Here is a 23148-nt window from a genome sequence, read left to right on the forward strand (position 1 = left end):
CCCGCCGCTTCTACGCTTACTTCAGGTCGACCTTGGCGCCGGCTGCTTCCAGCTGGGCCTTGAACTTGTCGGCGTCGGCCTTGGAAACGCCTTCCTTGACCGGCTTCGGAGCCGCTTCCACCAGGTCCTTGGCTTCCTTGAGGCCAAGACCGGTGATGGCGCGAACTTCCTTGATGACGTTGATCTTCTGAGCGCCAGCGTCGGTGAGGACGACGTCGAATTCCGTCTTTTCCTCGGCCGGAGCAGCAGCAGCGGCAGCGCCGCCAGCAGCGGCAACCGCCACCGGAGCAGCAGCCGAAACGCCCCACTTTTCTTCCAGAAGCTTCGACAGCTCGGCCGCCTCGAGGACGGTCAGCTTCGAAAGGTCGTCTACGATCTTTGCGAGATCAGCCATTGTTGTATTCCTTCGTTAGGTTCGAACGTGTGTTTTTGATAGCGAGGAACGGCCTCATGCCGCCTCGTCCTTCCGGGCGTAAGCGCCGATGACGCGCGCGACCGAAGCCGCTGGCGCATTGACGATCTGGGCGATCCGGGTTGCCGGCGTGGCGATCATGCCAACCAGCCTGGCGCGCAGCTCATCGAGCGACGGAAGTGTGGCGAGTGCCTTCACACCGTCGGCATTGAGCGAGGTGGTGCCCATTGCGCCGCCGAGAATGATCAACTTGTCATTCCCCTTGGCGAAATCGGACGCGACCTTCGGCGCCGCAATCGGATCCTCCGAATAAGCAATCAGCGTCTGTCCCTTGAACAGGTCGATGATCGATGCGGAGTCCGTGCCCTGAAGAGCGATTTTGGCGAGACGGTTCTTCGCGACTTTAACGGTGCCACCGGCAGCGCGCATTTTCGACCGAAGGTCGTTCATTTGCGCGACGGTGATACCGGCATAGTGGGCCACGACGACTGAACCCGCGTTTCCGAACGCTTCGTTCAGGCCCGTGACGAGTTCGCGTTTTTCCGCTCTGTCCACTGCCTACCTCCAGTTGACCCCAATCCTGGTCAAAGGGAACATTCCCAATGACAGGACAGGCGTCGGGTTGCCTTTTGCCGGCCGGGCCATCCAGTAACGGATCTCCCGAACGACGCTCGAGGATCCTGCCCCCTTTCGCCACACCGACGGACAAGCCGGCGATGCGCAGACAAAAGGCAAACACGGTTCGAACCTTTCATTGGAGCACTTGCTCCGTTGTCGGGTCTTCACCCGTCTCATGCAGGCCCACATGAATTAAGGCTTTTGGGCCGCCTGCAATCTCGGACAGGATGTCCGGAAGCCTTTCGACTTCCGGTACCGGGCCCAGGATAAATCCGAGGCCCGGAATTCAATCACGGATCGGCCTGATGGCGGCCGATCCAAAGGGTCTTGATCAGGACGCTGCGAGCGTCGAGACGTCGAGCTTGAGGCCCGGGCCCATCGTCGAGGTGACCGACACCTTCTTGACGTAGTTGCCCTTGGCGCCAGCCGGCTTTGCCTTGGTCACCGCATCGGCGAAGGCACGGATGTTCTCTTCCAGCGCCTTGACGTCGAACGAGACCTTGCCGACGCCAGCATGAACGATGCCGGCCTTTTCGACGCGGAACTCCACCGCACCGCCCTTCGATGCCTTGACGGCGGCGGCGACGTCGGTGGTGACGGTGCCGACCTTCGGGTTCGGCATCATGCCGCGCGGGCCGAGCACCTTACCGAGACGGCCGACCAGCGGCATCATGTCCGGCGTGGCGATGCAGCGATCGAAATCGATCGTGCCCTTCTGGACGATGTCGACCAGGTCTTCCGCACCGACGATGTCGGCGCCGGCGGCCTTGGCTTCCTCGGCCTTGTCGCCACGGGCGAACACGGCGACACGAACCGAGCGGCCGGTGCCGTTCGGCAGGTTGACCACGCCGCGGACCATCTGGTCGGCATGGCGTGGGTCGACGCCGAGGTTCATGGCGACTTCGACGGTCTCGTCGAACTTGACCGACGAACGATCCTTGAGCAGCTTCAACGCATCACCCAGGGCATAAGCCTTGTTGGGATCAATGCCTTCGCGGGTCTTCGATACGCGCTTTGCAATCTTTGCCATGATCTTAGCCCACCACTTCCAGACCCATCGAGCGGGCGGAGCCCTCGACCATGCGCATGGCCGCTTCGACGTCGTTTGCGTTCAGATCCTTCATCTTGGCGGTGGCGATCTCGCGGACCTTGTCGCGCGAAACGGTGCCAGCCTTGACCTTGCCCGGCTCCTTGGACCCAGCCGTCAGGTTCGCCGCCTTCTTCAGGAAATAGCTCACCGGTGCCGTCTTCATGACAAAGGTGAACGACTTGTCCTGATAGTAGGTGATGACGACGGGGACTGGAGAACCCTTTTCCATTTCCTGGGTCTGCGCGTTGAACGCCTTGCAGAATTCCATGATGTTGATGCCACGCTGACCAAGCGCCGGGCCGATCGGCGGAGACGGCGTTGCCGATCCCGCTTTGACCTGGAGCTTGAGCTGGCCTGCAATTTTCTTAGCCATCTCTTTTCCTGCCTTTTCTCATGCCGGCATTGCCGGCGGTTGCAGACTGGTGGTTCGATCCATGCGGCCGGCTAAGCCGCATTCGTCTCCCACCGCTCTCGGAGCCGCGCGATCGCCGCCCCTCCCTGCCGCACCTGGCGGCAGGATTTCGGATCAGCCTTTTTCGACCTGTCCGAATTCAAGATCGACGGGCACGGCGCGCCCGAAGATCGAAACTTCCACCTTGAGCCGCGCCCGCTCTTCGTCCACTTCCTGGACGAAGCCGTTAAAAGACGCGAAAGGACCATCCGAGACGCGGATCGCCTCGCCGATCTCGAAAGTGACCGAGGGCTTCGGCCGCTCGACGCCTTCCTGCACCTGGTTCAGGATGCGCTGCGCCTCCGCCTCGGTGATCGGCACCGGCTTGGAGTCACCGAGAAAGCCTGTGACCTTGGGCGTGTTCTTGACCAGCGAGAACACGGCATCCGTCAAATTGGCCTTCAGGAGCACATAGCCCGGGAAGAACTTGCGCTCGGCATCGACCTTGCGGCCACGACGAACCTCGACGACCTTTTCGGTCGGCACCACGATCTGCTCGATATCGGCGGACAGGCCCTTCTGCTTGGCCTTGTTCTCGATGTCCTCGGCGACCTTCTTTTCAAAGTTCGAATAAGCGTGGACGATGTACCAGCGCGCAGCCATTTTTTTAGACTTCTCCGTAGTCGCCGGACTTAGCGTCCAATGCCCAGAATCTGTTCGATCGCGAGGCCCATCAACTGATCGGCGCTAAAGAAAAAAATCATCGCAATCACAGCGAAGGCCAGAACCATCACCGTCGAGATCATCGTTTCGCGACGCGACGGCCAAGTGACCTTGGCGGTCTCCGCGCGAACCTGCTGGAGAAAGACGAAAGGATTTGTGGTTTTCGAAGCCATATGCCGCTCTGTCTTCAAGACCCGTTGGCCGGGCCCCCTGGATGATCCCGCTGGCCGGGACGTGCCGCCTGAGCCCAGTCTCGCGCCGAATCAGCGCAATCATTTCGCCCATGCAAATCAGACGCGTAAAGCCGGCTTCCCAGCTCCACGCGTCGCGTGTCTGTTCTGTCTACATAAAACCGATTCTTGATCCACGCAAGTGGCAAGTGCCCGCTTTATGACCAAACGCCGCCTCGGAACCATCCAGTCGTTCCGTCCCGGCTATGGCGCCCTTATGCCCCAACCGGGCTAATATGGCAAGCGGGTCGCCGATTTTCAAAGGCAGACCACAAAATATCGTTTCCGATGACCATTCTAGGAAAATGGCACGGGCAGCAGGGCTCGAACCTACGACCTGCGGTTTTGGAGACCGCCGCTCTACCAACTGAGCTATGCCCGTATCGTGCGCGCCTCGGCGCAGCAGGGGCTTCCTAAAAGCTTCCGCGCTCTGTGTAAAGAGTGGTTTGCACGCAAACGCGCTTCATCCCCTTTGCCAGAAATCCGGACCGGTGATGGCTGGCCGCCGCTTCGGCTTGTCGCAACGGCTACGACTACGATTTCCCGGCCGGTGGCGTGTACGGTCCGCCGGGTACGCCCCAGCCCCAGGCCGGCATCGGTTCGGTCTGCGGATCACAGGTCTCGCCGAGGTTGGAGTTCATCTTGGCCAGCCGTGATCCCCATTCGACATAGCCTGTGAAAGCTGAGCGGAATTCGGGATCGTCGGGCAGGCCGACCTCGTCGGCGGCATCGGCGAGCAGGTTGATCCAGCGGCGGCGCTGCGCTTCGGTCAAATGCTTGCCCAGATGATGCATGACCATCTCGCGGTGGCCGCCGAATTTCTCGCTGTAGGTTTTCGGTCCGCCGAAGACCTCGCCGATAAAGGCGGCGACATGGGCGGGATGGTCAGGCGACATGGTCTTGAACACCGGCCCGATGATCGGGTCCTGCGCCACCTTGTCATAGAAGGTCTGTGTCAGCCGGTTCAGCGCGTCGCTGCCGCCGGCCCATTCGTAGAGTGTCGGAACATCCTTGCGCATGGCGGTCACCCGTCCTCGATCGCCACGGACGGTAGCCGAAACGCCCACCCGGCCTCAACCTGCCTCGATGGCCAGTTCAACGCTCTTCGCCTTGACGCAATTCCGGACGGAAAACCGCTTCACACTTTTCCTGGAATTGCTCTTCGCCTTGACGCAATTCCGGACGGAGACCGCTTCACACTTTTCCTGGAATGGCTCTACAGTTTGGCCGGCATGTCGGCTTCGGCATTGGCGGACGGCATAACCCGGCAATTGTCCGGCCTCGGAACCGACCTGCATATGGTGGCGCCTGTCATTTCGTCAGCAGACTGACGTCCGGTCGCCAGCCCGAATTTCAGGATCGCCTGCTGGTAAAGCTGCCGGTTGGACGGAGAGAGCTGCATGGCGGCGAACAGGCCGGGTCCAATCGCCATCTCCTCCAGATACGCCTTGACCTTCTCCCCAAGCCCAACGGAGCTCACACTGAGACGCGCGGCAGGCCCGATGAGGCGCTTGACGCCACCGGCAACCATGATCGCACAGACCGAAGCACATTCGCCCTCCGATTCGATGGTGAGTCCGGTGTGGACGCCATCCTTGGCCAGGCAATCCGCCGCGGGATCGCAATCGACGAAATCGGTATGAGCGACGACGACATCGAGCTTGCGTTCCCGGATCAGCCTGCCGGCGGCAAGCGCGCCCTCGACATCGCCTCCTTGCGAACTGATGACGATCGGCAGCCGCCGGTCGGCGACGGCATCGAGCGCCTGGCGCAGGCTTTCCGGCGTCTGTGCGGTGATCTTACCCTCCGCCGAGATCCATTCCGGGCAGTCGGGATTGCACAGCGGGTTGCCGCCGCGGACGAGCACAAAACGCATGTCCGCCTCCTTCGGCGCCACGGTCTTGGCCGACGAGGGCAGAGCGGGTTTTGCCTGGGCGGCCGCGACATTGGCGGGCCCTGTCCCTTTGTCCTTGTCCGTCAATATCTCCCGGCAGTTCGCCGGCATCGGATCTGCCTTGCAGATCGCGCTGGCGGTGAAAAGCTCGACTGTGTCCAGGGACGTGACGAGGTTCATCCGCAGCATGTTTTGGAGAACCAGTTGATGGATTTCGGTGGCCGGCGTGTTCCTCATCGTCAGGAGCACGCCATCGCCTATTCCCATTCCCTTCAGATAGGCCGAAAGCTTCTTCTCGACCGCCTTGCTCATTTCGTAGGTCTTGTAGCTACCCGCGTTCTTGCGGCTGACGATCCTGGTGCTGATGATCTTCTTCCTGCCGTTCACGATCCGGTAGGTGGTGCGGTAGAGCAGCTTCTCGCGCTGGTAGGTGGTGGTGATCTGGTGGACGCCGAGATAGGCGAAATCCCCGACCACGCGGCGAATTCCGCCGGAAAACATCAGCGGGCAAGCAGAATTGCACATGGCGCCGTTATCTTCGGCCATGCCTAAGTAGTCGGCGCCCCTGCCCTTATTGTCCTGGCAATTTTTCATCTGCGGCTCGCAGCCGTAGAACACCGTCGTACCGACGGCGATATCGAGCTTGTTCTTGCGGATCATCTGGCCAAGCGTCACCGCCGCATCGACATTGCCGCCGGGGGAATTGACGACCACCGGCAATTGCCGGCCTTTGAGCGCCTTGAGCGTGCGCTTGAACAGCGACGGCGTGTCCGCCTCGATGGTGCCTTCGGCCGATATCCATTCCGGACAATTGGGCTCGCAACCCGGCGCATTGCTTCGCACGACGGCGAACCGCATTGGCGGGATGTCCTGCGACTGCTCCTGAGCCCGCGCCACTGGCACCGCCAACACGACGGCGGCAAACAGCATGAGGCGGACGAGCGCCCGCAACCACCATGCCTCGAAACAGCGCCCTGGAACCACTCTTTCGCCAAGCTCCCGCAATGCAACCTATACTAGTTGGCGCGATGGCGCTTGCAACAGCTTTGAAACGATCGCGGCCGCGGCTGTCCCATGCATTGTCGGAAACGAAAAAGGGCGGCCCGAAGACCGCCCTTTCTTTGTCGATCCGGCCAAATGCCGGTGTCGATTATTCTTTAATGGTGACGACGATGCCGGCACCGACGGTGCGGCCGCCTTCACGGATGGCGAAGCGCAGCTTCTCTTCCATGGCGATCGGCACGATCAGCTCGACATCGACCGTGATGTTGTCGCCAGGCATCACCATCTCGGTGCCGGCCGGCAGCGACACGATGCCGGTCACGTCAGTCGTGCGGAAGTAGAACTGCGGACGGTAGTTGGTGAAGAACGGCGTGTGGCGGCCACCTTCGTCTTTGGTCAGGATGTAGGCTTCGGCCACGAACTTCTTGTGCGGCTTCACCGTACCGGGCTTGGCCAGAACCTGGCCGCGCTCGACACCTTCACGGTCAACGCCACGCAGCAGCGCGCCGATGTTGTCGCCAGCCTGGCCCTGATCGAGCAGCTTGCGGAACATCTCGACGCCCGTGCAGGTCGTCTTGGTCGTCGGACGGATGCCGATGATCTCGAGTTCCTCGCCAACCTTGACCACGCCGCGCTCGACGCGGCCGGTCACGACCGTGCCACGGCCCGAGATCGAGAACACGTCCTCGATCGGCATCAGGAACGGCTTGTCGAGCGGGCGAACCGGCGTCGGGATGTAGGCGTCGACCTGAGCCATCAGCTCGCGGATCGCGTCCTCGCCGATCGTCTTGTTCGAATCCTCGAGAGCAGCCAGCGCCGAACCCTTGACGATCGGAATGTCGTCGCCCGGGAATTCGTTCTTCGACAGAAGCTCGCGAACCTCGAGCTCGACCAGTTCGAGCAGCTCGGCGTCGTCGACCTGGTCGACCTTGTTCAGGAACACCACGATCGACGGCACGCCGACCTGACGGGCAAGCAGGATGTGCTCGCGGGTCTGCGGCATCGGGCCGTCGGCGGCCGACACGACCAGGATCGCGCCGTCCATCTGCGCCGCACCGGTGATCATGTTCTTCACATAGTCGGCGTGGCCGGGGCAGTCGACGTGAGCGTAGTGGCGGTTGGCCGTCTCGTATTCGACGTGAGCCGTCGAGATCGTGATGCCGCGTGCCTTCTCTTCCGGCGCCGCATCGATCTGGTCGTAGCGCTTGTACTCGCCAAAATACTTCGTGATCGCCGCCGTCAGCGACGTCTTGCCATGGTCAACGTGACCAATCGTGCCGATGTTCACATGAGGCTTAGTGCGCTCGAATTTACCTTTTGCCATGTGATCTCTCCATTTCCTGCTCGCCCAAGCGGGCTTTGAATTGCGTTACCGCGACGGCTCTTTCGAGTTACGCGTACTTTTTCTGGACTTCCTGAGCGACCGCGGTCGGCACCGGCTCGTAGTGATCGAACTGCATCGTGTAGGCCGCGCGGCCCTGGCTCATCGAGCGCAGGTTGTCGACGTACTTGAACATGTTGGCGAGCGGCACCATCGCGTTGATGACGACGGCCACGCCGCGCGCTTCCTGACCCTGGATCTGGCCACGACGGCCGTTCAGGTCGCCGATGACGCTGCCGACGTAATCTTCCGGCGTCACCACCTCGACCTTCATGATCGGCTCGAGCAGCTGCACGCCAAGCTTGGGTGCGGCTTCACGGAAGCAAGCGCGGGATGCGATTTCGAAGGCCAGGACCGAAGAGTCGACGTCGTGGTAGGCGCCGTCGATCAGGGTGGCGCGGACGCCGATCATCGGGAAGCCCGCGAACGGACCAGCGCCCATGACGCTCTGGATGCCCTTTTCGACGCCGGGAATGTATTCCTTCGGCACCGCGCCGCCGACGATCTTGGATTCGAAGACGAACTCTTCGCTCTCCGAATTCGGCTCGAACACAACCTTGACGCGAGCAAACTGGCCGGTACCGCCGGTCTGCTTCTTGTGCGTGTAGTCCTGCTCGTGCTTGCGGGTGATCGTCTCGCGATAGGCAACCTGCGGAGCGCCGACATTGGCTTCGACCTTGAACTCGCGGCGCATGCGGTCGACGATGATGTCGAGGTGCAGTTCGCCCATGCCAGAGATGATGGTCTGGCCGCTTTCCTCGTCGGTCTTGACGCGGAAGGACGGATCCTCGGCAGCCAGGCGGTGAAGGGCGAGGCCCATCTTTTCCTGGTCGTTCTTGGTCTTCGGCTCGATGGCGATCTGGATGACCGGATCGGGGAATTCCATGCGCTCGAGAATGACCGGGTGCAGCGGATCGCACAGCGTGTCGCCGGTGGTCGTGTCCTTGAGGCCAGCCAGGGCGACGATGTCGCCGGCGAAAGCCTCTTCGACGTCGGCGCGCGAATTCGCATGCATCTGCAGCATGCGGCCGATGCGCTCCTTCTTGCCCTTCACGGTGTTGTCGACCGAGACGCCCTTGGTGAGCTTGCCCGAATAGATGCGGGCAAAGGTCAGCGAACCGACGAACGGGTCGTTCATGATCTTGAAGGCGAGCATCGACAGCGGCTCGTTGTCGTCGGCATGACGCTCGATCTCGGCGTCTGTCTTGGCATCGACGCCCTTGATGGCGGGAACGTCGGCCGGCGACGGCAGATATTCGACGACGGCGTCGAGCAGCGGCTGCACGCCCTTGTTCTTGAAGGCCGAGCCGCAGAACATCGGGTAGAACTTGACCGCGATCGTGCCCTTGCGGATCAGCGCGCGGATCTCGTCATTCGACGGCATCTTGCCTTCGAGGTAGTTTTCAAGCGCCGTCTCATCCATTTCGACGGCGGCTTCGATCATCTTCTCGCGGTATTCCTCGGCACGAGCCTTGAGGTCGGCCGGGATCTCGACGACGTCCCAGGCAGCGCCCAGCGTCTCGTCGCGCCAGACAAGCGCGTTCATCTCGACGAGGTCGACGACACCCTTGAATTCGGTCTCGGCGCCGATCGGCAGCTGCATGACGACAGCCTGCGCACCGAGGCGCGAGCCGATCATCTCGACCGACCGGTAGAAGTCGGCGCCGATCTTGTCCATCTTGTTGCAGAAGATCATGCGCGGCACGCGGTACTTGTCGGCCTGGCGCCAGACGGTCTCCGTCTGCGGCTCGACACCGGCGTTGGCATCGAGCAGCGCGATGGCGCCGTCGAGGACGCGCAGCGAACGCTCGACTTCGATGGTGAAGTCGACGTGTCCGGGAGTGTCGATGATGTTGAAGCGGTGCATCTTGCCGTCACGGCCCTTCCAGAAGGTCGTGGTGGCGGCGGACGTGATGGTGATGCCGCGTTCCTGCTCCTGCTCCATCCAGTCCATGGTGGCAGCGCCGTCGTGCACTTCGCCGATCTTGTGCGACTTGCCCGTGTAATAGAGGACGCGCTCGGTGGTCGTCGTCTTGCCGGCGTCAATATGCGCCATGATACCGAAATTGCGGTAGTCTTCGATTTTATATTCGCGGGCCATCGTAGCTGCCTCTCAGTCCTGTTCGCGCTTTACCAGCGGTAGTGTGCGAAAGCGCGGTTGGCTTCAGCCATCTTGTGGGTGTCTTCACGCTTCTTGACGGCCGTGCCGCGGTTGTTGGCCGCGTCCATCAGCTCGCCGGAGAGGCGGTCGACCATGGTGGTCTCGTTGCGGTTGCGAGCAGCCGCGATCAGCCAACGGATGGCCAATGCCTGGCGGCGCTCGGGACGCACGTCGACCGGAACCTGGTAGGTGGCGCCGCCGACGCGACGCGAACGCACTTCCACATGCGGCGCGACATTGTCGAGCGCCTGATGGAAGACGGTGACCGGCTCCTGCTTGGTCTTCGACTGGACCTGGTCGAGCGCGCCGTAGACGATGGTCTCGGCGACCGACTTCTTGCCGTCATACATGACGGCGTTCATGAACTTAGTAACGATCAGATCGCCGAACTTCGGATCCGGGTTGATCTCACGCTTTTCTGCACTGTGACGACGCGACATGGCTTTTGTCTCTCAATCTCGTAGCCCGACGCGTTCAAGCAGCGCCAGGGCCGGAAAATTCTTACTTCGGACGCTTGGCGCCGTACTTCGAACGGCGCTGCTTGCGGTTCTTCACGCCCTGCGTGTCGAGCACGCCGCGGATGATGTGGTAGCGGACGCCCGGAAGGTCCTTGACACGGCCGCCGCGGATCATGACCACGGAGTGCTCCTGAAGGTTATGACCTTCGCCGGGGATGTAACCGATCACTTCAAAACCATTGGTCAGGCGGATCTTGGCCACCTTGCGCAGCGCCGAGTTCGGCTTCTTCGGCGTCGTCGTATAGACGCGCGTGCAGACGCCCCGCTTCTGCGGGTTCTGCTGCATGGCCGGGACCTTGTTGCGCTTCACCGGCGCAATGCGCGGCTTGCGGATCAGCTGGTTGACGGTAGGCATTAAACCCTCTTGTCTCTCAATTCCGTGTCTCGCCCGGTCAGGGCCGCTCAAAGCGTCATTTCCATACGCAAATTCGGGCCACAAACCGCGCCTCGCGGTCTTGCCCGAACAAATCGCAGAGGAAGCGGAAGCCGCTTCGTGCACGCCGGAAATGTCTTTTCGCTCGTAAAACGAACCCTGTTTGAGGCAAACTCCAAAGCGTGTCGCTTCGGAAGGGAAAGCCTCACATCGGTTCTGACTGGGCGGCTTCTACTCGCAAGCCCGCGAACCGTCAACCCCGGAGCGGCAAATATTGCATTGAAGCCGAGGCTTGGCAGCCATGCGAAAACCGCATGTAATTTTCTTTCGTCAATTTGCAAGGAGAAGGAAGAAAGTGCCGAGCCTTTGGCAAAGAGAATGGCTTTTGGCTGTTGCGCGGCCCCGCTTCATGCGAAAAAGGCCGCCTCAAGCACTCGAAATCCCCTCGCCCGTCCCTTGCCAGAGGAATCAGCCCGTGAACGACAATGAAGAACGCCCGGTCACCATCATCACCGGCCGGGTGTGGAAACGCAAAGGCGGCAAGGTGGAAGGCGTGCATGTCATGCTGGTCGCGCCCGACGACGATTCGGCGGTTCGCCGTGCCCTCGAATCGCTCGCGGCGGAAGGCTACGCCGAAGCCGAGCTCGACCAGATCGGCGACATGGACGGCGTGCCCGACGACGAGCCGCATCTGTCGGCCTATCAGGGCGCGCTCGAAGGCGAGGTGTCGATCGTCACCTTCGACGAACCGATCTGAAACCAAGGCACCGACGATGGCCGGATCTAGAACGGTTGAACCTGCATCCCGAGCCTGGGCCGACCGGGCGGTCGCCGCGATCGAGGCCGACCAGCACCGTTCGGCCGACACCCACCTCTGGAAACTCGACCTGCCGGCGCTGAATAGCATCGACTTCTATCTCAAGGATGAGTCCACCCATCCGACCGGCAGCCTGAAGCACCGGCTGGCGCGTTCGCTGTTTCTCTATGCGCTGTGCAACGGCCTTGTCGGCGAAGGTACCCCGGTGATCGAAGCCTCATCGGGCTCGACCGCGGTGTCGGAAGCGTATTTCGCCCGCATGATCGGCGTGCCGTTCTATGCGGTGATGCCGCGGTCGACGTCGCGCGAAAAGATCGTCGCGATCGAGCATTATGGCGGCAACTGCCATTTCATCGACGACGGCAGGCGCATCTATGCCGAGTCGGCCGAACTCACCGAACGTCTCGGCGGCCATTTCATGGACCAGTTTACCCATGCCGAACGGGCCACCGACTGGCGCGGCAACAACAACATTGCCGATTCCATTTTCGGACAGATGCGCGAGGAGAGGCATCCCATCCCAAGCTGGATCGTGATGAGTGCCGGGACAGGCGGCACCACGGCCACGATCGGCCGATACCTGCGCTATAAGCGGCACGCCACGCGGTTGTCGGTGGCGGATGTCGAGCGCTCCGCCTTCTTCGAAGGTTTCGCCAAGCACGATCGCGATTGTCGCTGCGAGCAGCCGTCGCGAATCGAAGGCATTGGCCGGCCGCGAATGGAACCGTCCTTCGTGCCGGGGGTCATCGATCACATGCTGCGGGTTCCGGATGCCCTATCGCTGGCGGCGATGCGGGTGCTTTCACGCCGGCTCGGCCGCCGTGTCGGCGGTTCGACCGGTACCAACTTCACCGCCATGTGCTTTCAGGCGGCACGCATGATCGAGCATGGCAGGACCGGTTCGCTGGTGACGCTGATCTGCGATTCCGGCGACCGCTACGCCAACACCTACTATTCCGACGACTGGCTGGCCGCCAACGGCCTCGACCCCTCGCCTTTCGAACCCGCGATCGAAGCCTTTCTGGCGGGTGGAAAACTGACGCTGCGGTTCGAGGAAAGCTGGGGCTGATCGTCAGGCTCCGGCTTGCCCGGGGCAAGTGTTCTGCTAGAAACGCTCACCATCACCAAAACAGACGGAGCGGCCGTGTCCCAGCCCATCAAGATTGGCATCGTCGGCGTCGGCAAGATCGTCCGCGACCAGCACCTGCCGGCTCTCGCGAAAGACCAGAGCTATCGCCTCATCGCCGCCGCCAGCCGGCACGGCAGGGTCGACGATATTGCGAATTTCCCAAGCATCGAAGCAATGCTCGATGCGGTGCCGGAGCTCGACGCCGTTTCGCTCTGCATGCCGCCGCAATTCCGCTACGATGCGGCGCGCACGGCGCTGATCGCGAAAAAACATGTCTTCCTGGAGAAGCCGCCCGGCGCGACCGTCAGCGAAGTCGAGGACCTGAAGAGGCTGGCGACGGCCAATGGCGTCTCGCTGTTCGCCAGCTGGCATTCGCGCTACGCGCCGGCGGTGGAGGCCGCGCGCGCCTTCCTGGCTTCGGCCAAGGTCAAGTCGGCGGCCATCAACTGGAAGGAAGACGTCCGTCGCTGGCACCCCAACCAGGACTGGATCTGGGCGCCCGGCGGCTTCGGCGTCTTCGATCCCGGCATCAACGCGCTGTCGATCGCGACCCACATCCTGCCGGCGATGTTCATCACCTCGGCCGTTCTCGACTTTCCGAAAAACCGCGCCGCCCCGGTCGCGGCGCAAGTCACCTTCCGCACGTCGAACGGATTGCCGGTGACGATGGACCTCGACTGGCTGCAGACCGGCCCGCAAAGCTGGGACATCCTGGCCGACACGGACCAGGGCAAGATGGTGCTTTCCGGTGGTGGCGCCAAGCTCGCCATTGACGGCAAGATCGTCCATGACGAGCCTGAAGCCGAGTATCCGATGCTTTACAAGCGCTTCGCCGAGATCGTCCGCGCCGGCGTGTCCGACGTCGATCTGGCGCCGCTGCAGCATGTCGCTGACGCCTTCATGCTCGGCAAGCGCAATGTGGTCGAGGCGTTTTTCGATTGAACAGGGACGCGTCGCAATCCGGCGCTCGACCTTCAATCGACAATCGCAATGGCGAAGCCGTCATAACCCTTGGCGCCGACCGTCTGGATGGCGGTGCCATCCAACCGTTTGTCCCCGCCGATGAACGAGAACGCCGCTCTGGCGCCTTCGACATTGGCATCGCGGCCATCTTCGTTGATGACGGCGCCGTCGCGGATGACGTTGTCGCAGACGATGACCGTTCCCGAGCGCGATAGCTTCATCGCCCAGGCAAGATAATTCGGATTGTTGGGTTTGTCGGCATCTATGAAGATCAGGTCGAACGGCCCGGCTCCTTCGCTGTCCAGCGCTGCAAGCGACTGAAGCGCCGGCCCAAGCCGCAGATCGACCATGTCCGATACGCCTGCTCGCTCGAAATTCGACTGCGCGACCTTGGCGTGGTGCGGGTCGAGTTCGAGCGTCACTACCTTGCCGTCGGCGGGTAATCCGCGCGCCATCCAGATCGTCGAGTACCCGCCCAGCGTGCCGATTTCGAGCACCTTCTTCGCTCCCTGAATTCGAGCAAGAAGGAAAAGCAGCTTGCCTTGCGCCGGCGACACGTCGATGGCCGGCAGCCCCCGATCGCGGTTTGCCGCCAGAACTGCATCGAGAACGGAATCCGCCTCGAGGAGTGAGGAAACGATGTAGTTGTCGACAGCGGTCCAGGTCTTCGTGCTCATCTGCCTTGCTCCGATCGATCATTGAAACGAAAGAAGCCGCCAGGTTTCCCTGACGGCTTTCTGTTGCCTGAGATCTTTGCCGCCGCGCTTACTGCGCGGCGGTTGTCATATCGGCCAGCATCGGCTCGGCGACTTCCACACCGGAGGCCTTGCGGCGCTCGTCGATGATCAGTTCGTCGCGCGAGGTGGCGATGCGCCGGATCTGGCTCATCGTGCCGCCGGTACCGGCCGGGATCAGCCGGCCGACGATGACGTTTTCCTTCAAACCCTGCAGCATGTCGGTCTTGCCGGCAACCGCGGCTTCCGTCAGCACCCTGGTCGTCTCCTGGAAGGAGGCGGCCGAGATGAACGACGGCGTCTGCAGCGAGGCCTTGGTGATGCCGAGCAGCACCGGCTGGCCTTCGGCCGGCTTCTTGCCGTCCTCGACCAGGCGCTCGTTGACCTCTTCCAGTTCGATCACGTCGACGTGGTCGCCCGGAATGTAGGTCGAGTCGCCCTGCACCGTGATCTCGACCTTCTGCAGCATCTGGCGAACGATCACCTCGATGTGCTTGTCGTTGATCTGCACGCCCTGCAGACGGTAGACTTCCTGGATCTCGTTGACGAGGTAGGAAGCAAGTGCCTCCACGCCCTTGATCGCCAGGATGTCGTGCGGCGCCGGGTTGCCGTCGAGGATGTAGTCGCCCTTCTCGATGACGTCGCCGTCCTGGAGATGGAACGGCTTGCCCTTCGGGATCAGGTATTCGACCGGCTCGAGCGACGAGTCATGCGGCTCGATGATGATGCGGCGCTTGTTCTTGTAGTCGCGACCGAAGCGGATCGTGCCATCGATCTCGGCGATGATGGCGTGATCCTTCGGACGACGTGCCTCGAACAGTTCGGCAACACGCGGCAGACCGCCGGTGATGTCCTTGGTCTTGGCGCTTTCCATCGGGATACGCGCCAACACGTCGCCGGGGCGAACCTGCGCACCCGGCTCGACCGAGAGAATGGCCTCGACCGAGAGCAGGAAGCGCGCGTCGCCACCCTTCGACAGCTTGCCGACCTTGCCCTTGGCGTCGAGAATGGCAATCGCCGGCTTCAGGTCGTTGCCGCGCGGCGTCGAGCGCCAGTCGATGACCTCACGCTTGGTGATGCCGGTCGACTCGTCGGCCGTTTCCTGCACGGAAATGCCGTCGACCAAATCCTCATACGACACCTTGCCCTCGATTTCGGTGAGGATCGGGCGGGTATAGGGATCCCACTCGGCGATACGCTGGCCGCGCTTCACCTTGTCGCCATCGTCCACGAAGATGCGCGAACCATAGGTGACACGGTGCGTGGCACGCTCCTTGCCGGCTTCGTCGAGGATCAGCACCGCCATGTTGCGGCCCATGACCATCTGCTGGCCGTCGGAGTTGCGCACCACGTTGCGGTTGCGGATCTCGACCTTGCCCTCATAAGAGGCTTCAAGGAACGAGCTGTCCACCACCTGTGCCGTACCGCCCATGTGGAAGGTACGCATGGTGAGCTGGGTGCCCGGCTCGCCGATCGACTGCGCCGCGATGACGCCGACGGCTTCGCCCTGGTTGACGGGGGTGCCGCGCGCCAGATCGCGTCCGTAGCAGACCGCGCAGACGCCAACCCTGACCTCGCAGGTCAGTGCCGAGCGGATGCGGACCGACTGGACGCCGGCCTTTTCGATCTGCTCCACGTCACGCTCGTCCATCAGCGTTCCGGCCTTGACCAGCAGGTCGCCGGTCACCGGATGGTTGATGTCGTCGAGCGCCGTGCGGCCCAGCACGCGCTGGCCGACCGAAGCCACGACCTGACCGGCATCGACGATCGGCTGCATGGTGAGGCCCTTGTCGGTGCCGCAATCCACGGAGTTGACGATGCAGTCCTGCGCCACGTCGACCAGACGGCGGGTGAGGTAACCCGAGTTCGCCGTCTTCAAGGCGGTGTCGGCCAGACCCTTGCGGGCGCCGTGGGTCGAGTTGAAGTACTCGAGCACGGTCAGGCCTTCCTTGAAGTTCGAGATGATCGGCGTCTCGATGATTTCACCCGACGGCTTGGCCATCAGGCCGCGCATACCGGCAAGCTGGCGCATCTGGGTGGGCGAGCCACGCGCACCGGAGTGCGACATCATGTAGATCGAGTTCATCGGCTTCTGACGGCCATTGTCCTCGAACTCGACTGCCTTGATGCGGGCCATCATCTCGTCGGCGACCTTTTCCGAGCACTTGGCCCAGGCGTCGACGACCTTGTTGTACTTCTCGCCCTGGGTGATCAGGCCGTCATTGTACTGCTGCTCGTATTCCTTGGCCAAAGCCTCGGTGTCGGACACCAGCTTGATCTTGGTGTCAGGGATCAGCATGTCGTCCTTGCCGAACGAAATGCCGGCACGGCAGGCGTGAGCGAAACCGAGCGCCATGATGCGGTCGCAGAAAATGACAGTCTCCTTCTGACCGCAATGGCGGTAGACGGTGTCGATCATCTTGGAGATGTTCTTCTTGGTCATCTCCTGGTTGGCGGTCTCGTAAGGCACATTGACGTTCTTCGGCAGAAGCTCGCCGATGATCATGCGGCCAGGCGTTGTGTCGTAGATCTTCGACACGACCTTGCCTTCGGCGTCGACCGTGCGGAAGCGGCCCTTGATCTTGGCGTGCAGGGTCACCGCCTTGGTCTCGAGCGCATGCTGGAGCTCGCCCATGTCGGCAAACACCATGCCCTCGCCCGGCTCGTTCTGGTTGACAATCGAGAGATAGTAGAGACCGAGAACCATGTCCTGCGACGGCACGATGATCGGCGCGCCGGAAGCCGGGTGCAGGATGTTGTTGGTCGACATCATCAGCACGCGGGCTTCAAGCTGCGCTTCCAGCGACAGCGGCACGTGAACGGCCATCTGGTCACCGTCGAAGTCGGCGTTGAAGGCCGTGCAGACCAGCGGATGCAGCTGGATTGCCTTGCCTTCGATCAGGATCGGCTCGAACGCCTGGATGCCGAGGCGGTGCAGCGTCGGCGCGCGGTTCAACAGAACCGGATGCTCGCGAATGACCTCGTCGAGGATATCCCAGACTTCCGGACGCTCCTTCTCGACCAGCTTCTTCGCCTGCTTCACGGTCGAGGAGTAACCCTTGGCGTCGAGGCGGGCATAGATGAAGGGCTTGAACAGTTCGAGCGCCATCTTCTTCGGCAGGCCGCACTGGTGCAGCTTGAGCTCCGGACCGGTCACGATGACCGAGCGGCCGGAATAGTCGACACGCTTGCCGAGCAGGTTCTGGCGGAACCGGCCCTGCTTGCCTTTCAGCATGTCGGACAGCGACTTCAGCGGGCGCTTGTTGGCGCCGGTGATGACGCGGCCGCGACGGCCGTTGTCGAACAGTGCGTCGACGGCTTCCTGCAGCATGCGCTTTTCATTGCGCACGATGATGCCGGGAGCGCGCAGTTCGATCAGCCGCTTCAGACGGTTGTTGCGGTTGATGACGCGGCGATAGAGGTCGTTCAGGTCGGACGTAGCGAAACGGCCGCCGTCCAGCGGGACGAGCGGGCGCAGGTCCGGCGGGATCACCGGAACCACCTTCATGATCATCCATTCCGGACGGTTGCCGGATTCCATGAAGTTCTCGACGACCTTGAGCCGCTTCAGATACTTCTTCTGCTTGAGCTCGGACGTGGTCGAAGCCAGTTCCGAACGCAGGTCGCCGGCGATCTTCTCCAGATCCATGCCTGCCAGAAGGTCATGAATGGCCTCGGCGCCGATCATGGCGGTGAAACTATCCTCGCCATACTCGTCGACGGCGATCATGTACTCTTCCTCGCTGAGCAGCTGGTGCTCCTTCAGCGCGGTCAGGCCAGGCTCGGTGACGATGTAGTTCTCGAAGTAGAGGACGCGCTCGATGTCCTTCAGCGTCATGTCGAGCAGCGTGCCGATGCGCGAGGGCAGCGACTTCAGGAACCAGATGTGGGCGACGGGTGCGGCGAGCTCGATATGGCCCATGCGCTCGCGACGCACGCGCGACAGCGTGACTTCGACGCCGCACTTTTCGCAGATGACGCCCTTGTACTTCATGCGCTTGTACTTGCCGCACAGGCACTCATAGTCCTTGATCGGGCCAAAAATACGCGCGCAGAACAGACCGTCACGCTCCGGCTTGAAGGTGCGGTAGTTGATGGTCTCCGGCTTCTTGATCTCGCCGAACGACCAGGACAGAATCTTCTCAGGGCTGGCCAGTGAGATCCGGATCGAATCGAACACCTGCGCAGGCGCCTGCGGATTGAAGAGATTCATGACCTCTTGGTTCATGCCGTTCTCCTTTTCGGGGTCCTCGAAAACCCCTTGCATCTTGCGCGGGCAGAATACCCGCTGAGTGGTCGGCCCACCGGCCGAAGAATTTGGTGAGCGCGCCGCGGCTTCCGCGGCGCGCCAAAAGCCTTATTCAGCTGCGTCGGGCAGCCGGACAGGGTTGTCGTCGAGCTTGGTATTCTCCAGCTCGACATTGAGGCCAAGCGACCGCATTTCCTTGACGAGCACGTTGAAGCTCTCCGGGATGCCGGCCTCGAAGGTGTCGTCGCCACGGACGATCGCCTCGTAGACCTTGGTGCGGCCGGCGACGTCGTCCGACTTCACCGTCAGCATTTCCTGCAGCGTGTAGGCGGCGCCGTAGGCTTCCAGCGCCCAGACCTCCATTTCGCCGAAGCGCTGGCCACCGAACTGCGCCTTGCCGCCCAGCGGCTGCTGGGTGACGAGCGAGTACGGACCGATCGAACGCGCGTGGATCTTGTCGTCCACCAGGTGGTGAAGCTTGAGCATGTAGATATAGCCCATCGTCACCTTGCGATCGAACGGCTCGCCCGTGCGTCCGTCATACAGCTGCGACTGACCTGATGTGTGCAGGCCCGCCTGCTCCAGCATGATGTTGATGTCAGCCTCGTGCGCGCCGTCGAACACCGGGGTCGCGATCGAGACGCCGCGGCGCATCTGCTCGCTGAGGCGAACAATGCTCTCGTCGTCATATTCGCGGACCGGCTCGTTGCGGTCATTGGCCGGCATGAAGCTCTCGAGCGTCTTGCGCAGCGGCTTGATGTCGCCCGCCGACTTGTACGTCTCGATCAGCTCGCCGATCTTCTTGCCCATGCCGGCGCAAGCCCAGCCCAGATGCGTCTCCAGGATCTGGCCGACATTCATGCGGCTCGGCACACCCAGCGGGTTGAGCACGATATCGGCATGCGTGCCGTCCTCGAGGAAAGGCATGTCCTCGACCGGAACGATGCGCGACACGACACCCTTGTTGCCGTGACGGCCGGCCATCTTGTCGCCCGGCTGCATCTTGCGCTTCACCGCCACGAAGACCTTGACCATCTTCATGACGCCCGGAGGCATTTCGTCGCCGCGCTGGACCTTCTCGACCTTGTCCATGAAGCGCTGTTCGAGCGCCTTCTTGGAGTCGTCGTACTGGCCACGCAGGGCTTCCAGTTCGCTCTGGAGCTTTTCGTTCTCCACGGCAAACTGCCACCACTGCGAACGCGGATACTCGTCGAGCGTATCCTTGGACAGCGTCGAGCCCTTCTTGAAGCCCTTCGGTCCAGCGATCGCTTCCTTGCCGACGAGCACATCGGAAAGACGCGCGTAGACGTTGCGGTCCAGAATGGCCTGCTCGTCGTCGCGGTCCTTGGCGAGGCGTTCGATCTCCTCGCGCTCGATCGCCATGGCGCGCTCGTCCTTCTCCACACCGTGGCGATTGAACACGCGCACCTCCACGACGGTGCCGAAAGTGCCCGGAGGCATACGCATCGACGTGTCGCGCACGTCGGAAGCCTTTTCACCGAAGATGGCGCGCAGAAGCTTTTCTTCCGGCGTCATCGGGCTTTCGCCCTTCGGCGTGATCTTGCCGACCAGGATGTCGCCCGGCTGAACTTCCGCGCCGATATAGACGATGCCGGCTTCGTCGAGGTTCTTCAGCGCTTCTTCCGAAACGTTCGGAATGTCGCGCGTGATTTCCTCCGGACCGAGCTTGGTATCGCGCGCCATGACCTCGAACTCCTCGATGTGGATCGAGGTGAAGACGTCGTCGGCCACGATGCGCTCGGAGAGCAGGATCGAGTCCTCGTAGTTGTAGCCGTTCCACGGCATGAACGCGACCAGCACGTTGCGGCCGAGCGCCAGATCACCGAGCTCGGTCGACGGACCGTCGGCGATGATGTCGCCCTTGTTGACCCGGTCACCCATGCGCACCAGCGGACGCTGGTTGATGCAGGTGTTCTGGTTCGAACGCTGGAACTTCATCAGCCGGTAGATGTCGACGCCGGACTTGCCCGGGTCGAGATCTTCCGTCGCGCGGATAACGATACGCGTCGCGTCCACCTGGTCGACGATGCCGCCGCGGCGGGCGCCGATGGCGGCGCCCGAGTCACGGGCAACGATCGGCTCCATGCCGGTGCCGACGAACGGCGCCTCGGCGCGCACCAGCGGCACGGCCTGGCGCTGCATGTTCGAGCCCATCAGCGCGCGGTTGGCGTCGTCGTTCTCGAGGAACGGGATCAGGGCCGCGGCCACCGACACCATCTGCTTGGGCGAAACGTCCATCAGGTCGACGTTTTCGCGCGGCGCCATCATCACTTCGCCGGCACTGCGGCAAATGACGAACTCGTCGACGAAGCCGCCATTCTTGTCGAGCTCGGCGTTGGCCTGCGCGACATGGTGCTTGGCTTCTTCCATCGCCGAGAGATAGACGACGTCATTGGTCAGCTTGCCGTCGACGATCTTGCGGTACGGGCTCTCGATGAAACCGTACTTGTTGACACGCGCGAAGGTGGCCAGCGAGTTGATCAGACCGATATTCGGGCCTTCCGGCGTCTCGATCGGGCAGATACGGCCGTAATGCGTCGGATGCACGTCGCGCACTTCGAAGCCGGCGCGCTCGCGGGTCAGACCGCCCGGTCCAAGCGCCGACAGGCGACGCTTGTGGGTGATCTCCGACAGCGGGTTGGTCTGGTCCATGAACTGCGACAGCTGCGAGGAACCGAAGAACTCGCGCACGGCGGCGGCCGCCGGCTTGGCGTTGATCAGGTCCTGCGGCATCACCGTGTCGATCTCGATCGAGGACATACGCTCCTTGATCGCGCGCTCCATGCGCAGCAGGCCGACGCGGTACTGGTTCTCCATCAACTCGCCGACGGAACGCACGCGGCGGTTGCCGAGATTGTCGATGTCGTCGATCTCGCCCTTGCCGTCGCGCAGTTCGACCAGCGTCTTGACCACGGCCAGGATGTCGTCCTTGCGCAGCACACGCACGGTGTCCTCGGCCTTGAGCTCGAGGCGCATGTTCATCTTGACGCGGCCGACAGCCGACAGATCGTAGCGCTCGCTGTCGAAGAACAGCGAGTTGAACATGGCTTCGGCGGTTTCCAGCGTCGGCGGCTCGCCGGGGCGCATGACGCGGTAGATGTCGAACAGCGCGTCCTGGCGGCTCTCATTCTTGTCGACGTTGAGCGTGTTGCGGATGTAGGCGCCGACATTGACGTGGTCGATGTCGAGAACCTTGATCTCCTGCTCGCCGGTGCCAAGCAGCACCTTCAGCGTCTTCTCGTCGATCTCGTCGCCGGCCTCGAGGAAGATCTCGCCGGTGGCGTAGTTGACGATGTCCTCGGCCAGGTAGTTGCCGAGCAGGTCCTCGTCGGTCGCCTTGATCGCCTTCAGGCCCTTCTCGCCGAGCTGGCGCGCCTGGCGGGCGGTGATCTTCTTGCCTTGCTCGACAACGATCTCGCCCGTATCGGCGTCGATCAGGTCGCCGACAGCCTTGAGGCCGCGGAAACGCTCGACGTTGAACGGAATGCGCCAGTGGTCGCCGGCGCGCTTGTAGGTGATCTTGTTGTAGAAGGTCGACAGGATCTCTTCGCCGTCCATGCCGAGCGCCATCAACAGCGACGTCACCGGGATCTTGCGGCGGCGGTCGATGCGGGCGTGCACGACGTCCTTGGAATCGAACTCGATGTCGAGCCACGAACCGCGATAGGGAATGACGCGCGCGGCGAACAAGAGCTTGCCCGACGAGTGCGACTTGCCCTTGTCATGGTCGAAGAAGACGCCCGGCGAACGGTGCATCTGCGAGACGATGACGCGCTCGGTGCCGTTGACGATGAAGGTGCCGTTCAAGGTCATGAGCGGCATGTCGCCCATGTAGACGTCCTGCTCCTTGATATCCTTGATCGACTTGGCGCCGGTATCCTCGTCGATATCGAACACGATGAGGCGCAGCGTCACCTTCAGTGGCGCGGCATAGGTCAGGTCGCGCTGACGGCATTCGTCAACGTCGAATTTCGGTCCTTCGAACTCGTACTTCACGAACTCCAGCATCGAGGAGCCGGAAAAATCGGAGATCGGGAAGACCGACCTGAAAACAGCCTGCAGTCCCTCGTCCGGACGGCCGCCCTTGGGCTCGTCCACCATCAGGAACTGGTCATAGGATGCCTTCTGAACCTCGATAAGGTTCGGCATCTCCGCAACTTCCGGGATCTTTCCGAAAAACTTGCGTACGCGTCTGCGGCCATTGAAAGTCTGGGTCTGGGCCATCGTCGCTCCTTAGCTCTAAACTCGGGACGGGCCTCGCCGCGGCCCGCCTTGCATACCGAGCCGCCTGGGCGGCAGCTCTCTGTCTGTTCTCCGGCAGCCTGGGCTACCGGCCAAAACGGGAGAAAACCCGTTTCCTGAAGGCCGGTTTCGGCCCTCAGGAAAGAGGTTCTCGTACATCTCGCGCTACGCGTCCTCCCTTTTGGTGAAGGGAGTGGCGG

The 23148-nt window shown here is 62.2% G+C and carries 18 protein-coding genes and 1 tRNA gene; 3 read left to right on the forward strand and 16 right to left on the reverse strand.

The genetic code is table 11. The features are described 5' to 3' along the window. Nucleotides 1-16: 16 nt before the first annotated feature. From rplL to rpsL, 13 genes are all read right to left on the reverse strand, one after another. Nucleotides 17-394 carry a 50S ribosomal protein L7/L12 gene (rplL, locus tag A3AU_RS0126705; RefSeq protein WP_010909265.1) on the reverse strand — a complete coding sequence of 126 codons (378 nt, stop codon included), beginning with the start codon at nucleotides 392-394 and terminating at the stop codon, nucleotides 17-19. 54 nt (nucleotides 395-448) lie between these two features. Continuing rightward, a complete protein-coding gene (gene rplJ / locus A3AU_RS0126710; protein ID WP_027055613.1) occupies nucleotides 449-967 on the reverse strand; it encodes a 50S ribosomal protein L10 in 519 nt (172 codons plus the stop codon). Nucleotides 968-1361: 394 nt separating this feature from the next. Next, entirely contained in the window at nucleotides 1362-2060 is a 699-nt protein-coding gene (rplA, locus tag A3AU_RS0126715) for a 50S ribosomal protein L1 (RefSeq protein WP_027044965.1), read from the reverse strand. A 4-nt stretch (nucleotides 2061-2064) separates the two neighbouring features. Further along, nucleotides 2065-2493, reverse strand: a complete 429-nt coding sequence (gene rplK, locus A3AU_RS0126720) for a 50S ribosomal protein L11 (RefSeq protein ID WP_027055614.1) — start codon at nucleotides 2491-2493, stop codon at nucleotides 2065-2067. 153 nt (nucleotides 2494-2646) lie between these two features. Further along, the gene (gene nusG, locus A3AU_RS0126725) at nucleotides 2647-3174 is read right to left on the reverse strand and encodes a transcription termination/antitermination protein NusG (protein ID WP_010909261.1); all 528 of its coding nucleotides are present in this window, start codon (nucleotides 3172-3174) and stop codon (nucleotides 2647-2649) included. A gap of 29 nt (nucleotides 3175-3203) precedes the next feature. Then, nucleotides 3204-3407, reverse strand: a complete 204-nt coding sequence (secE, locus tag A3AU_RS0126730) for a preprotein translocase subunit SecE (RefSeq protein ID WP_027055615.1) — start codon at nucleotides 3405-3407, stop codon at nucleotides 3204-3206. A gap of 363 nt (nucleotides 3408-3770) precedes the next feature. Continuing rightward, a tRNA-Trp gene (locus A3AU_RS0126735) sits at nucleotides 3771-3846 on the reverse strand. A gap of 151 nt (nucleotides 3847-3997) precedes the next feature. After that, nucleotides 3998-4483, reverse strand: a complete 486-nt coding sequence (locus A3AU_RS0126740; RefSeq protein ID WP_027055616.1) for a group II truncated hemoglobin — start codon at nucleotides 4481-4483, stop codon at nucleotides 3998-4000. Nucleotides 4484-4680: 197 nt separating this feature from the next. Beyond that, complete coding sequence (locus A3AU_RS0126745) at nucleotides 4681-6288, reverse strand: COG3904 family protein (RefSeq protein ID WP_245235581.1); 1608 nt, start codon at nucleotides 6286-6288, stop codon at nucleotides 4681-4683. A gap of 220 nt (nucleotides 6289-6508) precedes the next feature. Beyond that, nucleotides 6509-7684 carry an elongation factor Tu gene (gene tuf, locus A3AU_RS0126750; RefSeq protein ID WP_010909256.1) on the reverse strand — a complete coding sequence of 392 codons (1176 nt, stop codon included), beginning with the start codon at nucleotides 7682-7684 and terminating at the stop codon, nucleotides 6509-6511. Between the two features lie 67 nt (nucleotides 7685-7751). Next, nucleotides 7752-9842: an elongation factor G gene (fusA, locus tag A3AU_RS0126755; RefSeq protein WP_027055618.1), complete on the reverse strand. Its 2091-nt coding sequence runs from the start codon at nucleotides 9840-9842 to the stop codon at nucleotides 7752-7754. Between the two features lie 29 nt (nucleotides 9843-9871). Continuing rightward, complete coding sequence (gene rpsG / locus A3AU_RS0126760; protein WP_008875664.1) at nucleotides 9872-10342, reverse strand: 30S ribosomal protein S7; 471 nt, start codon at nucleotides 10340-10342, stop codon at nucleotides 9872-9874. Nucleotides 10343-10403: 61 nt separating this feature from the next. Next, nucleotides 10404-10775 carry a 30S ribosomal protein S12 gene (rpsL, locus tag A3AU_RS0126765; RefSeq protein WP_006333356.1) on the reverse strand — a complete coding sequence of 124 codons (372 nt, stop codon included), beginning with the start codon at nucleotides 10773-10775 and terminating at the stop codon, nucleotides 10404-10406. A 493-nt stretch (nucleotides 10776-11268) separates the two neighbouring features. Here rpsL and A3AU_RS0126770 point away from each other — a divergent pair, with 493 nt between their 5' ends. The 3 genes from A3AU_RS0126770 (at nucleotide 11269) to A3AU_RS0126780 (ending at nucleotide 13681) form a co-directional block, all read left to right on the forward strand. Then, complete coding sequence (locus A3AU_RS0126770; RefSeq protein ID WP_027027747.1) at nucleotides 11269-11550, forward strand: hypothetical protein; 282 nt, start codon at nucleotides 11269-11271, stop codon at nucleotides 11548-11550. 16 nt (nucleotides 11551-11566) lie between these two features. Further along, nucleotides 11567-12679, forward strand: coding sequence for a PLP-dependent cysteine synthase family protein (locus A3AU_RS0126775; RefSeq protein WP_027055619.1), 1113 nt, complete (start codon nucleotides 11567-11569; stop codon nucleotides 12677-12679). Nucleotides 12680-12754: 75 nt separating this feature from the next. Beyond that, nucleotides 12755-13681 (forward strand): Gfo/Idh/MocA family protein, encoded by a 927-nt coding sequence (locus A3AU_RS0126780; protein WP_027055620.1) that lies wholly within the window; start codon nucleotides 12755-12757, stop codon nucleotides 13679-13681. Nucleotides 13682-13713: 32 nt separating this feature from the next. Here the strand turns inward: A3AU_RS0126780 and A3AU_RS0126785 are convergent, their stop codons facing one another. The 3 genes from A3AU_RS0126785 to rpoB form a co-directional block, all read right to left on the reverse strand. Beyond that, nucleotides 13714-14379: an O-methyltransferase gene (locus A3AU_RS0126785; RefSeq protein WP_027055621.1), complete on the reverse strand. Its 666-nt coding sequence runs from the start codon at nucleotides 14377-14379 to the stop codon at nucleotides 13714-13716. 88 nt (nucleotides 14380-14467) lie between these two features. Further along, entirely contained in the window at nucleotides 14468-18664 is a 4197-nt protein-coding gene (gene rpoC, locus A3AU_RS0126790) for a DNA-directed RNA polymerase subunit beta' (RefSeq protein WP_027055622.1), read from the reverse strand. Nucleotides 18665-18793: 129 nt separating this feature from the next. Then, entirely contained in the window at nucleotides 18794-22930 is a 4137-nt protein-coding gene (rpoB, locus tag A3AU_RS0126795; RefSeq protein ID WP_027055623.1) for a DNA-directed RNA polymerase subunit beta, read from the reverse strand. Nucleotides 22931-23148 lie beyond the last annotated feature (218 nt).

The organism is Mesorhizobium erdmanii USDA 3471, from assembly GCF_000472705.1.
Taxonomy (GTDB): Bacteria; Pseudomonadota; Alphaproteobacteria; order Rhizobiales; family Rhizobiaceae; genus Mesorhizobium; species Mesorhizobium erdmanii.

Coding starts and splice junctions, on each gene's coding strand:
- A3AU_RS0126745 (WP_245235581.1), bottom strand. CDS start 6,288: ATGCTGTTTGCCGCCGTCGTGTTGGCGGTGCCAGTGGCGCGGGCTCAG.
- rpoC (WP_027055622.1), bottom strand. CDS start 18,664: ATGAACCAAGAGGTCATGAATCTCTTCAATCCGCAGGCGCCTGCGCAG.
- rpsL (WP_006333356.1), bottom strand. CDS start 10,775: ATGCCTACCGTCAACCAGCTGATCCGCAAGCCGCGCATTGCGCCGGTG.
- tuf (WP_010909256.1), bottom strand. CDS start 7,684: ATGGCAAAAGGTAAATTCGAGCGCACTAAGCCTCATGTGAACATCGGC.
- A3AU_RS0126785 (WP_027055621.1), bottom strand. CDS start 14,379: ATGAGCACGAAGACCTGGACCGCTGTCGACAACTACATCGTTTCCTCA.
- rpoB (WP_027055623.1), bottom strand. CDS start 22,930: ATGGCCCAGACCCAGACTTTCAATGGCCGCAGACGCGTACGCAAGTTT.
- fusA (WP_027055618.1), bottom strand. CDS start 9,842: ATGGCCCGCGAATATAAAATCGAAGACTACCGCAATTTCGGTATCATG.
- A3AU_RS0126775 (WP_027055619.1), top strand. CDS start 11,567: ATGGCCGGATCTAGAACGGTTGAACCTGCATCCCGAGCCTGGGCCGAC.
- secE (WP_027055615.1), bottom strand. CDS start 3,407: ATGGCTTCGAAAACCACAAATCCTTTCGTCTTTCTCCAGCAGGTTCGC.
- rplL (WP_010909265.1), bottom strand. CDS start 394: ATGGCTGATCTCGCAAAGATCGTAGACGACCTTTCGAAGCTGACCGTC.
- rplA (WP_027044965.1), bottom strand. CDS start 2,060: ATGGCAAAGATTGCAAAGCGCGTATCGAAGACCCGCGAAGGCATTGAT.
- rpsG (WP_008875664.1), bottom strand. CDS start 10,342: ATGTCGCGTCGTCACAGTGCAGAAAAGCGTGAGATCAACCCGGATCCG.
- nusG (WP_010909261.1), bottom strand. CDS start 3,174: ATGGCTGCGCGCTGGTACATCGTCCACGCTTATTCGAACTTTGAAAAG.
- A3AU_RS0126740 (WP_027055616.1), bottom strand. CDS start 4,483: ATGCGCAAGGATGTTCCGACACTCTACGAATGGGCCGGCGGCAGCGAC.
- rplK (WP_027055614.1), bottom strand. CDS start 2,493: ATGGCTAAGAAAATTGCAGGCCAGCTCAAGCTCCAGGTCAAAGCGGGA.